We start from the raw sequence: 13,765 nt of genomic DNA, 5'->3' as shown, positions 1-13,765 counted from the left end.
AAAGTTTTTAGAAAAAGCTCTTGTACGCATCAACAGGTAACGGTGCATTGCCTGCTTGTACGGGTGCTTGTGGGATAGGGAACTTCCGATCTACTTCCTTGACTCGTAAATCTAAATCTTCCTGTGTGGGTTTTTTCTGGGTACTTTTTCTAGCAAGCTCTTTGATGAATTTATCCCATTTAGCGTCATTTTCTTGTTCTAATCCAATGATATGTTTGGGGATTTTGATATTTTTTAATAGTGGTACTGAACCCTCATTTTTATTACTATAAGCCGGGTTGATAAATAGACATTTACCAGGTGGTAATTTGAGGAATTGGGCTGGCTCGAATAGCTTGCGAGTCCGTTCTTGTTCGCTGATAGATGTGCTGGATTTACCCCCTCCCGTTGAGCGGGATTTTTGTTTATATTTAATTTCCTCTTCCCCTAAATATGCAGAAAATAATCGCGCTGATTCTTCTTCACCAGGATTAAAAACAAATTTTGTACCGCACGCACCAAGGATAGCTTTAGAGATTTCTTTACCATAAATCTTTTCAAGCTGACCCATATTTTGCCAACCCAGGATACCGCAGAATCCTTCGGAACGAGATTCGTTAAGCCATCTAAATAAATCTGGAAGGAAGATACTTGGCAACTCGTCAAGACACACTACCAATGGGCCGTCTTCCTTACGTTTTTTGGCAATACTGCGGGAAACTACCATGTGGAGAATGCTGGTCATCAGGGGGCTGACAGCATCGCGACGTTCGCGGTCTAACCCGAAGATAATCATCTGTTTGCGTTTTACCTCCAAGGGGAGGGTTGTTTTACCGACAAAGCATCCCAATGTACCCCTTGCCATGAAGCGGGTGAACATCAATGAAGCACTACCAGCGATACCCGCTACAGTTTTCTCTGAGCCAGCCGAGCTAAATAATTGACCAAAAGCTATCCTAATCCAAGGGTTTAGTTCGGCTGCCATCAAGCGTTCGACCATCTTCTCGCTAGAAAGTATTGCCGCAGCCGTCATAATATCAGCGCGGTCGCCAAACTCTTTAGTTAGCATTAAAATAGCCTGGGTCAACTGGTCGCCGGCGGGGCCAAAGAAGGCATCCTCAGACGCATTACCTAACAGGCGGAAGTTTTTGTTAATTACCGTAGCTAACTGCCGTGCGGTTTCAGCATCGCTACTGTCGCGTAAAAAATCGATTGGGTTACATACCTCTGATTCGGGAAATCCCGGTGCAAAGATATGTACGTCATACCCCTTGGATTTGGCATAACTGGCGATTTTGGCTTGACTGGCATACTTAAAATCGTATAATACTATACCAAAGCCTTGGTCAATTGCTGAGTAAATCATCGGGTTGATAGCCGAGAATGATTTACCACTACCAGGTGCGCCAATTACAGCACTTCCCCGTTGGACATCGGGTACATAAACTGGAACTCCCCCACTCCCCTGGGGTAATTTTTGACCCTTGTATTTGTGTACTCCAATATATAAACTGGCGCTATCACATTTAGGAGCGACGATTTGCTTGAGAGCTTTTTTCTTAGCTTGGGCGGTTTCCTTTGCTCCACCCCAATAGCTAGTAGCAAGCTTGCCTTTTTTACCATTACTAAAAAGCTGTAAAAGCAACAATAAGCCAATTCCCCCGGCAAGTGCCAAACCTTGAGGTGACATGAACTTATCTGTATATTTACTAAAGTCAGTATTGCTATTTTTATTGTTTGCTTTTACTTCTCTGATTGTCTTAGCTTTAGCGGTTGCAAACAGATAATTATTCATATTAATCTGTGTTAATTGCATGAGGAAATGGAAGAAATATGCGGTGCAGTGAAGTTGCATATTTCTTCATTAGTTATCTGGTGTGTCTTCTCTAAGTCAAAAATTAAAGAGGATAAATTCTTCTATGATTGCTTTTTCACTTTTTACTTCTTTGGTACGGTGAGGGGCGTACCAAGGATAATTGGGTCTATCTCGCGGTAGGTGAAGAAGGGAACTGGGCCAATGAAGTAGGGCGAGCAACCTAAGTCAACCCACCCCCGTTTGCAGATACGGAAGAACATCGCGGTGGTGATACTGCCGTCCGCTTCGTTAATGTCCCAGATGACTTGTTTAAATGATTTCCCAAAGGGGTGGCGACCTGTGGGTTCTTTTCCACCGTTGAGACTGCCCAATATGCCGAATCCGCCTTTAACTTTTTGGTCTTTACCGGACATCCATTGTGCGCCAGTCACAATATCGCTACCCGAAACTTCGATGTGACCACAGGTTTTCTCGCACGGGACATTAAACCCAGCTTGATAGCTACCAGATATAGACTTCCAACGTCCGCTTTCAAGCGAACCGAGAGGTAAGTCTACTTTGCCGATAAAGCTAACATCGGGGATGGGAACACTGGGGAACTGATCGAACGGTACATCAGCTAATCCCGGAATCTTGTTAATTGTTGTATTTTGCCAGTTAGTAAAGTCTTTTAGTTGTGCATCCTCAATACCAGGGATACTGGTGAGTTTATACTTATCGAGTTTGACATACTCACCAAGTTCCACTTCTCCCAGTTGGGGATAATTGTCCAGCACTTCACCAACAGTTTGGTAGCTTGCGGTGCTGCCTGTAACTTTGGTCACTAGTTCTTGAATTGGTGGAATGGCTCCGACTTCTGAATCTTCTAAATTAGGAATTGCTTCGGCGAGGTCTTCGAGTGTTTGCCAATCGAGTGTTTCAAAATCTGACAGTTTGAGATTTTTAAGTTGAATGCCCGTGATGTCAGCGATATCTTTAAGCGTGAAATCTTCAATTTTGAACTCAGTTGCTTCAAAATCACCCAGTTCCATGACTTCGGCAAGGCTTTGTCCGGCACTCCAGGTGCGTGTTTCCTTCATACCAGGGTTTTTGATATTAGGGAATTCAACGCTGCCAGCACCGCCAAACTTCATGTTTCTAAACGTGATACTGCTCCAATCGGGAGTAGGTGCGCCGTTGACATATTTAGTTGCAACTGGCTGTGGCTGTTTGGTTTGTTTTGTCTTGTTTATCGAAGTGTTCAAATTTGAATACTTCGATGAAACTGTTTGAGCTACCGCTTTATCGCCGAATAAGAGACTGCCGATATTATAGCTACCTCCATATCGGATTAATCCGTGTAGGGCAAGCCCAGCAATAAGTCCTGCAACCATTAGGTAGCGTAATTTATTAAACTTTTCTATCCGATACTCAAGCCCTCGGTCGGTTTTGTTGTGAGTAGTTTCTTGACTTGCAGCTCTCACTGGTACGATCGCAGTTACCTCTGCTGTAGTATCTAAAATTTGGTTGTTAGTGGCCAGATTTTCGGTATACATCACTGTTATCTAAAACTTGTTTTACCTGGATTTGTTGTTGTGAGAGGGTTATTGCGCTGTGGTGGTATTTCTAACAAGCGCTTTCCACCCAACAGCATGAGTTTTTCAACCAATTGCATTGATACTCCGGCGGTGCTGGCGGCGACGACAAGTTCCTCTCCTTGCGATCGCAACTCCACAAGTTGGTTCAGACGCTTCCAGAGCTTGCTGTCTGTCGTAACCCACTGGTTTTTGAGAGCAACTTGCATCCCTTTGGCGATATGTCTGCTATCAGATAATGCGGTGTAACTGACTTTTGGTTTTACTTCTTCAGGTTTGCTGGGAGTATCGCCAATAATTTCAATTTGGCTGTACTCTGGTGTGCCACTGCCCGCTACAATCCGGAAGTGATAGCTTTTCCTTGTTGAGCCAGATTCGGTAATCACCGTCATGTGCGCCCCGTAAGGAGCTGGTGGTAAACCGGGGATTTTGACTGTCTCGATGCGGCGAACGTGAATTAGTCCAGCGCCCGTGCTGTTACTAGAACACTTACCCAAGCCCTCAAGACATCCGTCTACATCAAAAACAAACCTAGATGGGTCATCCAGCCAGATTTTCTTGATAATTTCTTTGGTGTTGTAGAACGATATTGATACCCCATGTCCAGGCCAGACCTTAACTGTCTGCAATTGGGCATTTTCTCCTGACACCTGGGACGCTGCAACTTGACGGATAGTATTTGCTAGTACAAGTTGGTTTGGTGCAAGCACTGAGGCGATGGTGAGGCACCCACCAAAGGCAATCGCCCAAGGCATCCTTAAACTAAAATCTGCTATATCTCTTAGTTTCACAGCTTGATTGACCTATCGACTTTGATTGTGATTTTGGTGTCTTTAGGCACATACCAAACATTGGGGCGGCGATAGATTTCGTCAGTAGCGCGTTCTGTACGCTTGCTGACTGTTTCGCCAAGTTTGCCAAAAGCACCTTCAAGGAAAGCAGCTCCTAAGTTGCGGTTATTATTGCGACTGCGAGTTCTTGTCCCACCTAAAGGCAAATCTTCTGTGACTTCTTCATCTGGCTGGTTAATAATTTCCCCTACCTTGGCAAGACCAGCTATTGTTCCTAATGTGGCATCATATTTGGCAATTTCAGATCCCTTGTCGTCGTAAGGTCTGGCGATTAGGGGCGAACCTGTCTCTCCCAAAACTGATATTGTTCCAGGTGATAGAGGATATTCTGTGCCGTCTTTGAGGATGGCCGTGACTTCGGCACGCACACCTGATGTGCTATCAACCGAAATCATAGCGATAGTTACCTGTGTTCCTGCGGGAATGGCTATTTCACCAGTATTGCTATAAAGCGGCTCGTCCAACCGGGCGACAAACCGTAAGGTATTTGTCTGTTCTTGGGAACGAGCGTTATTACTGGTTTGGGGCATAACGAGCGGAGTTACCAGGGTTGCACTTGCAAACGAACCGACAACTAAATACTGCGGTTGTGTTTCTTGGAGTATCTGCGCTTCTTCTGGCAGGTAGTTATTTGCAACTTGTTCGATTTGCTGAGTGGAGTTGTTTTCTTTATTACTAGCAAAACTGGATTCTACGGACTTTTCTTTGTCAAGTTCTGAGCTAATTTGTGGCTCTTTTACCGAGAAGCTATAAATAACTGGCACGGCTTGATTGTTATCTTTGTCATCAGTATTGCTATACTCAGGAGTACTGTTGTTTGTGGTTACAGGTTGCCAACGCGGGCGCAGTTCTTCAACTTGATTAGGGGTATTGGTAACTGTTTCGGTATTCTCGCTGCGTCGGCTACGGCGACGACGAGAGCGATCGCTATTTTGTTCTGCTGGGCGTAATGTTTCTTCAGTTTTAGCTGTAACTTCTTGTACTGTCGTGTTTGTAGGTTCACTGATAGTAGTACTGGCTAGCATATACTCAACTCGACCAACCGAACCCAGGTTACGCAGGCGTTCGAGTTCAGCTATTGGGTCTTTGGCGACACTCTGGTTGCTAGCAATTGTTTGTTTGGCAAATTTTGGCAGAGGAGCGCTAGGACGCAGAGGTGGTATTGGCTGTGAGGCGACTACTCTACGTGTTGATCTAACACGTTCGGGTGCTTCTTCCCTGTATACACGTCTTCTGGAAGTAGAGGGAGTTTCTTGAGCAACTACCCTTCGTTGTCGAATAGAACGGGTTTTCTCTTGGTTTTTGGCTTGTTCTTCAGTAGTTTCCTTTTTCTCCTCTTTGTCTCCCGTGTTAGCTTGACCATTTAGGGCATCAAGTTCTTCCTGTTGCTTGGCGAGAGCAAGCTTGGCATAAACATCGCCTTCTTTTTTCTCAGATGCGGCAACTGTGGGAGTTGGGGTAGGGGTTAATTCTGGTTTTTTGGCGTTTTTACTACCCCCATTCATCATGCCGTTGAGGACAACAAATATAACTAGAAACCCAGCACCGAATGCACCCCCAATAATTCCTAACCTTGACCAGGGAGATGTAACAAAGTCGTGTTTAGTTTGGATTAACGCGGGGTCTTCTACTTCAGTTTCACCTTCTTCAACCACCTCAAATTGTGAATTTTCAACTTCATCTTCTTCTGCACTATCGATTGGTAAAAGACTATTTACGGAAGATATGTGTTTATTGGTAGCCTCATTCTCTAGCTGTAACATAGTTCTATACTTGACTAATGATTTTTATTTCTTACCGAGGTTATAATCAACGATTTGAGTAATTTCTAAACCTGGTTCTCGTACTAAATAAATTTTCTTATCGAGTTCAGTTGGCTTATTTGGTAACTTGGGAGTATCGACAGCTTCGACAGTAATTGTTTTGTTAAAAGCGATTCCTTTGCCTTGGTTTTCGTTTCTATTAAAGCTGACGAGCGTAGCGATATAATCGACTTCCCACTGCCCATCCTTAATTTTTCTGGGTTCAGAGATATGGCGGGTGACGAGTGAAACTTGAACTTCACCGTTAAATACACCACTTGGAACAATTTCTGCTAATTTCTTGAGAAAATTTGCCCGAAAATCTTGATTTTCAGATAGTGCAAATGCAGCTTCCCAGGCTCTAGTAGGAATTTTTTTTCTACTATTTTTTGTTGTTTGAATATCTATTCCCCTATCAGGTTTAGTGACATTTTCGCCATTCTCTGTTGCTTCGATTATTCCGTTCCAGCCGAACATTTTAATCATGCTATCTGAGATAAAGCGTTTGATAGTTTCGGCTTCGCGTTCGTTGGGAGCGGCAAATTTACCAGGTGAAATAGACCCATCTTGGAGTTGAACAATCGTCATGCCTTTGACATGATGATTTGTGCTAGCACTCATGCCAATATTTATGATTTGCAATAGGGTAGATAAGATAGTTCCTCCTGCTGTTACGGCGATCGCCATTGCAATAGGTGTGGAGGTAGATTGCCCATAACTGAGAAGCCGAGCCGATTGAGATTTAGACTTAGGTTTAAGCATATTTATTTGTTAATTACTTTTTAACTTTGATTTTGGAACTAACAAATTTGGTGGCATTGACAGCAACCGTAGCAGTTGTACTTGCTCCACCAGTAGCGATTCCTGCTGCAATTTCAGAGCCAAATGCTACTGTTTTACCTAATCCTGTCCAAACAGCTATTCCACCACCTGCGGCTAATGCAGATGCAAGGATAGGAGAAACTAACCCAACAAAAAGCAGAAATATCATCGGTTGATTTTGTTCGGAATTAGCGATAAGTTGTCCGCACAAACCAATAATCATGTTGAAGCAGAGTTTCGCCATTCCAACGGTGAAATAACCAGTTAGCCAAGCGAAAATAGGTTTTGCGCCAAAGGGAAGTAGCGAACCGCCTATTGCCAACGGGCCAAGTAGGGCAGTTAAAAGCATCGTGAATTCGATACCCCATTGGTAAGCGTTATTGAGGGCGAGGAGGATGACTGCGACAAATCCGGTAATCATCGAACCGATTGTACTGGTGATAGTATTACCAATCTTTTCGGCGATTTGACCAGGGGAGAGATTTTCGAGCGCGTCTTTGGCATCAGATAAAGCTTGAAGTGGGTTAAATTCCCAACTACCGCTATCGGGGGCTTCTCCTTTAAATAGATCGGGAGCAGAGGTTTTGAGTTCTGCTTCTGCTTGTTGCAAGCAGGTGATTGAATCTTGCGTGTTACCAGGGATGGAGCGGCATCTTTCCATTGCCGCCCCTACTTGCTGCTGGAGGGCAATATTGCCGACTGCGCGGTTGAATGCTACTTCTAGGTTGGCTCCGGCAGCAGTAAATTCTAGGATGTCATTATTAACAGTATTAATGTATCCCCGAATGGCGAGTGTTCCACTTCTGAGTAAAGTGCCATTGTTAGCTAGTAGTCCGATAACCAGAATGGGCCATATCAAACTGGAGAGAGCTTTCATATCTTCTTGATTTATCCAGTTTTTGCCTAACTCAACCATAAACAGGGTGAGTGTAGCGATCGCAAAAAACTGACCAACTTTGCACATCGAGCCGTACAAATTACCGTTGAGGGTTTCCTGCCAAAGTTCATTGAAACCTTCTGCTACTAATTGCGCTCCAGCTGACGCATTTTCTAAAATGTCTTGCCCAAAAAATGGGTCGGTTGCAATTACAAGATGTTCTAACATGGTCTGTATTATGTACCTGATAGAGAGTTGGTCATCTCAATTGCAGAGATGACCAACTATTTAGGGTGAATTATTCACCTGCGGTAGTTTTGAGACTGCTAAACCCACTGATTTCGATATACTGGGCGCTGATACCGTCCATCATCAGGTTTTGACGACGGCGATCGCTTGCCCCTTGTTCGGCAAGTTGAGATAGCATTAGGTTAGTTTGCTGGGCATCGTGCCGTGTTTGCAGTCCGTCAATGCGAGATTGACCCAACATTGAGACAATTTGTGAGTTTTGGGCAGCAATGACCTTGAGGATGTTTTGTGAAGCATCCATTGGTTGTGCAGATTCTGCGAGTTCTTTGGCCTCGGCTACAGTTTGTTCAGTTGCTTCTATCTCATTTTTGGTACGTTCCTGACCGACTTCCCCTAAGACGCTGGCGATCGTAGCGCGGGTGGTTTCTCTCTCCAGTTCGTTGGCTGCGCTGACCGCAGCTTCAACTGTGTTGCTTTCATTCCAGTTACCCTTGTTCTTAAGTTGCTCTTTGAGCTTTTCGGCTGAGTTTACTGGATCTGGCATATCCATACTGCCAGTCTGAATAGCAGTTTTAGCTTCGCTTTTCATCCCACCCCATTTATTAGTTACTGAGGTGAGTTCTTTTTTGGTTTCCTCAAAATAGTTATTGAATTTCCCTAAAACCTTGAAGAAATCGTCAATTGAAAAGGCATAACTGGGGGCTGTACTGAGTAATGTAACCAGACCAATTATTGACCCGATTATTACTCCTTTCTTAGTAAACTTGAATTTTGGTTTCATACTTTTGGTGGATAAAATAATCAATGTGGCAATCAAAGTTAAGCCACTTGTTTATGAATTATTGATTCTTATTTTTATAAATCCAGATTATTCTTAGTTTTTCTTCTATAATTTATGCTGACTTTAATTGCTGATTGTTATTGTTATCCAATAATTGTTGTGCTTCTTGGCTTAACTCATCTCCCCGAAGCATTTGTATGTAACTTTCTGAAAATTTCACCATACCCAGCATTGGATTATCGGCATATTTATTGAGAAATAGAGTGCGTAATTCTTGCTCATTCGGGTTATTTGCGACTGCTGCAAGTAAGCAATAAGCAGGATAATATCTACAGAAAGTAAGTTTGCCATTGTCATCAAGTAACCACTGTGAATAAATACTTTCACGTTTCGGAAAGAATGCTTCGGTACTATTACGCGAGATAATTTCATAAGGATATTTAAACCTGTTCACAAATGGGTCAACTGCCGATGTTTGAATCCGACCAATCAGGCGGGTTGTGATGTTAGCAAATATCTTGGAAGCAGACTTACTTTGGAAAATACTTTCTGGTTCTTGGGCAGATAAAATTACACGTATACCTGCTTTTGCACCGTTAGCGCAGAGCCTACCAATTAGCTCGGCTATGCTCTCAAAATTGAATAAAATTGGTGCTTCGTCTAAGAAAAATATTGATACTTTAGATGATAAAGCTCTACGTAAAGCTGCGGAATAAGCACTCAGGGCAAGGACTGCGGCATCGGCTTCACTCCCAAGCGATCGCAGTGCGAATACAAGCAATCGAGCATCAGTTCTAAAGCTAGATGGATTGGCGATTGATTGCCCAACTCGTGAATTTAGCCAAAACTTTAATCGCAATCTGATTTGGTCAAGGGCATCGAGAATTTCTTTACTATTATTGGTGATGGAATCCAGCTTGATAAATCCAGGCGAACAATAATTATAGAAATCTTTAAGTGTGGGAATATCTGCCCATTCAGGTGTACCCAATCCATTTTCTAATGCTAGCTTGTACCGAAGTTTGATATCCTCATCGTTGTAAAAAGTTTCAATTGTGATTGTAATGATACTTTCAATATTTGATACCATTGTCGGACTTACACCTACAGGATTTGTCCCTAACACCATAATCATTAATGTTGATTTCAAGAATTCCTTGAAATCAGTCATTCTCTCTTTAATAACTTCAGGTTCATATCCCCTTAAATCTGGTAATTCAAATAGATTATTCGACTCTTTACTAATATCGAAATATGCTCCTTCCTCTCCCATAAATTTGGTGTAGTCAGTAAACGTGCTAGTACCATCGGGTTTAGGATAATCAAGTGCAATTACGGGAATGTTTTGAGCCAAGGCAGGTGTTAATAAACCTGCTACTAATACAGATTTACCCGCACGAGTAGTACCAAAAATGGCGAGATTCTTGTGCTGCTTGTACAAATCAAGATGTACTGGGGTTCCTCCCTCTTCGGCAATCAGCTCAAACCCGGATTTATCTCCTGTAGCTGTTCTGACTATCGGCATGAGTCCGGGAACTTCTGATGAGAAATAGGGGAGGCGACGGTTAAAGGGTCTTGTAAGTAAGTTTTCCCAAACAACAGGTACACATTGTAACCATGTTTTCCAGGCATACTCGATTTCTCTATCAACTACAGCAGGTCGTAAGAAGCAGCTAGAAAGGTATTGGCAAGCTTCATCAAGTTTTTGACGGCTGTGACGATGGACACAAAAAACAACAGCAGTATGAATCGGGAGACTGCCTCTGAGGATAGTTTCTTGTGCCTTAACTGCCTCCTCGATGTTCATATTGGCTTTTACGTCAATTGACCCCTTCTCAGAAGACATCGCGCTGGAGGTAATTGACTGTTTGGTAATCCGTTGCAGAGCAGTTTTGGCAAGTCCCTGGTTGGCTTTAGATAGCTGGCAGATAATCTCAGTATCGGAGATTTTTTCTTTGGATATTACCTCCCAGAGATATCGAAGCTGGGCGTATTCATCTACCCAGCCTTGGGGCTTTTCGCTAAATTGCAGAACGCTGATATACTTGTCTTGCAGTCTTACCCAGCTGCGATCGAGAAACGGGACAGATTTTTCGTTCTCTAGCATCAGGTGGCGAATGTGGAAATCGCTAGTTTGAACTTCTCGAAGTCCCTCTTCATCTAATATGAGGGGATTGGGAACTTTGGGTGCATCGCTACGGTTAAATTGACTCCAAAGAATTGACCATACTTCCTCACTGGTGACTGCTCGCACTGAAAGCCCCATTGAGTTTGTCAAAAGTTGTTCCCACCGTTGAAACCCAGAGGTAAAACTATCCCGTAAAATTGTTTCGATTCGTTCTTGCCGAACACCGTGAATTTGTCCAGTAAATTGGAACCAAGCATTTTGCAATTGTTTGATAGTTTTTTCAATTGCATCATTTGAGCGACTATCTTCAGAAGCCAGGACACTATAGGTACACCAGAAACGTAAAAACTTATTTTTACGAGTTCCCGCTTTAGTGAGTTCTCTTGTTCGCAGACGTTCCGATCGCACTAATAAAGTTAATTGCTCTAGGTCGCATTTATCCTCTATCTTTTTTAGTTCTTGCTGTCGGAGAAAATCATCAGTGAACGAACCAAGATGAATTGTTAAGGTTTCGCGTTCGGGAAGTTCTTTGAGTCCGCCCTCAATATTTTCAAAAATCGGGAGAATCTGTTCTTCTGGTAAAGATGGGTGGACTCCTTGTACGTCGAAGCAGAACTTAATTTGAATATCTTCTTTTTTCTGGAGGATGAGTGCGCCGATATCTCTACGACCAGCAAGCGAGATACTTGCAATCCCAGCTAAATGAGTAATATCCTCAAACGGTGTTAGGTTTTTGACAACACCTAATTGTTCGGTATCAAGGGATTTTTTACCAATTTTGTCCTTTGTTTTCGTGGAGGCGGTCGAACTCATAGCCTGTAGTTTCGTTCGGTAATATTTTTTACTTGAGCAACTTTATCTGCGTTTTTTCAGCTGGTGCTTTTTCTGGGATTGAGGTTGTAGAGGATTAACGAGAGAAACAAAAGGTTTATAGCCACGGGTGATGCGGGGTGTGCCGACAAACTTACCAAAAAAAGCTTTGTTGGAACTTACCGTCCACCAAGTTGCCCATCCCCAAGCAGTTACCATTCCGGTTGCCAGCCAGGAAGCTTGCATAAAACCCTTGACTACCATGTAGGAGATGAGAGCGATCGCACTCCAGGGAACAATTTGGTCGGCGGGGAATGGCCCAAGGCGCGGCTGTTCTCCTAATACGCGGTTGACAGTACGAAATTCCCGTTCTCTGCCCATTATTACGAAAGACAAAAGTCAGTTTTTGAAATCTTGATGAGTGGCACTTGTGGAATTGTGCCACTCGTGGTGGCTTTTTTGACGAGTGACGTATCAGCCTGTTACCAGTCCTGCAAGCAAGTCTCCGACTACAACTGTGAGGGCAACGATAATTGGTGTACGGGCGATCGTTTGCCAATCTTCGTCGTTTCTGGCTGCTTGAACAACCCTAATAAGACCAATACCCAGATAAATTAGGAACAAACCGCGCAGTACCGCAAATACGTACCTAATAATATCTTCATTGACACCAGTAAAATACTCTGTGAAGAAGTCCTCTGCGTTTTGCATAAACTGGGCGTTTGCGGGTGCAGTGGCGATATCAAACATAAATACTACACCTACCAAGCAAAACAGAACAGTATAAATATTGATGCCATACTTGCGCTGCCATTTCTCAAAGTTAGAAAGTAGCAAGTTTGCTTCCTTGGGTAGTAACGCTACGATGCCAGTTCCAAACGCGAGTGATGCCATCACCATGTGGTGGAGTGAGATATCTGCAATCATCAAACCAGTACCAACTGCCATTAGTCCGGCGATGCTGGCGTTTTCTTTCCAGTTGCGCTTTTTGCGACGGGTGGAAGCAGGGTATCCGTATTCTTCGTGGGAAGGAGCGCGATCACTACCAAAATCAGATTCGTAGTCTGTTCTCATAAAAAGATTATTTCAGAAATTAGTGGATGAAACTTTGTAGAGTAACTAAGGTCGAAACACTGCTTTTTACCAAAGTTTTGATTGGAGTAAATATCTGCTCCAACTTCTCACTTGTGAAATTATTTTATGGGATTAATAACCGTAAAATCATCTAAAAATTTTCTATTTTTAGACACTATCTTTTTCAGTAAATCATTCAGTAAAAACTCAGACAAATTTGCTTGACAACTTCCAATAATTAAATCAGTGGTTGATTTCATAATGTTTGACCCCCGATATAGGCTATATCGGGGGTCAAACATTGATATATGAGGTAGTGTAATTACGGTTATTTACCGCTAGGTTGTTGTGATGGCTCAAATCTCCGTCAACTAATTCTGCGTTTTGTTTGGGTTGAAATTGAGTTGGAGTTTCTTACCTACTTTGAGATTGAGGGTTTTAGTACTGTTAGCAGGTAGTTCAATAACCTGATTAACAGGATAGATGGAATCGTACTTAGGACAGGTTTTGGTTTTGCAAGGGGGAGCTGCCTCTACGATTGATTTGATAACTCCGTCTTGGAGGAATATCATATCTAAAGGAATATACGTATCCTTCATCCAAAGTTTAACTTTTTCAGGTTTGTTGAGGACAAATAACATTCCGTGATTTTCAGGAATCGAGTTACGAAATTTGAGACCGTGGGCATATTCTTTTCTATCGTCTGCTAATTCGAGTTGAACTGTTTGATTGTTACTGGTAAAGGTTGCACCAATAGGTAAATACTGGGGCTGGCGAGTCCAAAAGTATAGCGGTAGGGGTGAGAGGGCAGCAGTAAAACCAGCAATTGGCCCAACAAATTTGATAAATTTGATGAATTTGAAAAATAGGCTTTTTTCAAGATTTTGTGCTTGTTTAGTTTGAATGTTGGTTTGAGCAGTTTGTCTTGTAACTTCCATAGTTTTAGCTAAATAAGATAGTAAGGTGGTTAGAAATGGCAAGCATTATGAACTGTTGAAATGT

At 42.8% G+C, this 13,765-nt stretch carries 11 protein-coding genes; all 11 read right to left on the bottom strand.

The annotated features are described in order from the left end of the window. Window positions 1–7: 7 nt before the first annotated feature. Window positions 8–1,774 carry a type IV secretory system conjugative DNA transfer family protein gene (locus tag HGR01_RS37390; RefSeq protein WP_045873860.1) on the bottom strand — a complete coding sequence of 589 codons (1,767 nt, stop codon included), beginning with the start codon at window positions 1,772–1,774 and terminating at the stop codon, window positions 8–10. 143 nt (window positions 1,775–1,917) lie between these two features. Next, entirely contained in the window at window positions 1,918–3,330 is a 1,413-nt protein-coding gene (locus HGR01_RS37385) for a hypothetical protein (protein WP_045873823.1), read from the bottom strand. 5 nt (window positions 3,331–3,335) lie between these two features. Further along, window positions 3,336–4,160 carry a hypothetical protein gene (locus HGR01_RS37380; protein ID WP_045873822.1) on the bottom strand — a complete coding sequence of 275 codons (825 nt, stop codon included), beginning with the start codon at window positions 4,158–4,160 and terminating at the stop codon, window positions 3,336–3,338. Beyond that, window positions 4,157–5,983, bottom strand: coding sequence for a TrbI/VirB10 family protein (locus tag HGR01_RS37375; protein WP_045873821.1), 1,827 nt, complete (start codon window positions 5,981–5,983; stop codon window positions 4,157–4,159). The genes HGR01_RS37380 and HGR01_RS37375 overlap by 4 nt, the downstream gene beginning before the upstream one ends. A gap of 24 nt (window positions 5,984–6,007) precedes the next feature. Continuing rightward, window positions 6,008–6,784: a hypothetical protein gene (locus HGR01_RS37370; RefSeq protein ID WP_062243192.1), complete on the bottom strand. Its 777-nt coding sequence runs from the start codon at window positions 6,782–6,784 to the stop codon at window positions 6,008–6,010. A 13-nt stretch (window positions 6,785–6,797) separates the two neighbouring features. Beyond that, window positions 6,798–7,949: a hypothetical protein gene (locus tag HGR01_RS37365; RefSeq protein WP_011316863.1), complete on the bottom strand. Its 1,152-nt coding sequence runs from the start codon at window positions 7,947–7,949 to the stop codon at window positions 6,798–6,800. 70 nt (window positions 7,950–8,019) lie between these two features. Beyond that, window positions 8,020–8,751: a hypothetical protein gene (locus HGR01_RS37360; RefSeq protein ID WP_045873820.1), complete on the bottom strand. Its 732-nt coding sequence runs from the start codon at window positions 8,749–8,751 to the stop codon at window positions 8,020–8,022. Window positions 8,752–8,863: 112 nt separating this feature from the next. Beyond that, a complete protein-coding gene (locus HGR01_RS37355) occupies window positions 8,864–11,692 on the bottom strand; it encodes a hypothetical protein (protein WP_045873819.1) in 2,829 nt (942 codons plus the stop codon). A 42-nt stretch (window positions 11,693–11,734) separates the two neighbouring features. After that, a complete protein-coding gene (locus HGR01_RS37350; RefSeq protein WP_045873818.1) occupies window positions 11,735–12,070 on the bottom strand; it encodes a hypothetical protein in 336 nt (111 codons plus the stop codon). A 93-nt stretch (window positions 12,071–12,163) separates the two neighbouring features. Continuing rightward, window positions 12,164–12,763 carry a hypothetical protein gene (locus tag HGR01_RS37345; protein WP_045873817.1) on the bottom strand — a complete coding sequence of 200 codons (600 nt, stop codon included), beginning with the start codon at window positions 12,761–12,763 and terminating at the stop codon, window positions 12,164–12,166. Between the two features lie 371 nt (window positions 12,764–13,134). Then, window positions 13,135–13,701, bottom strand: a complete 567-nt coding sequence (locus HGR01_RS37340) for a DUF192 domain-containing protein (protein ID WP_045873816.1) — start codon at window positions 13,699–13,701, stop codon at window positions 13,135–13,137. Window positions 13,702–13,765 lie beyond the last annotated feature (64 nt).

Source organism: Tolypothrix sp. PCC 7712, from assembly GCF_025860405.1.
Classification (GTDB): Bacteria; Cyanobacteriota; Cyanobacteriia; order Cyanobacteriales; family Nostocaceae; genus Aulosira; species Aulosira diplosiphon.
This window is presented reverse-complemented; position numbering and strand designations above follow the sequence as displayed.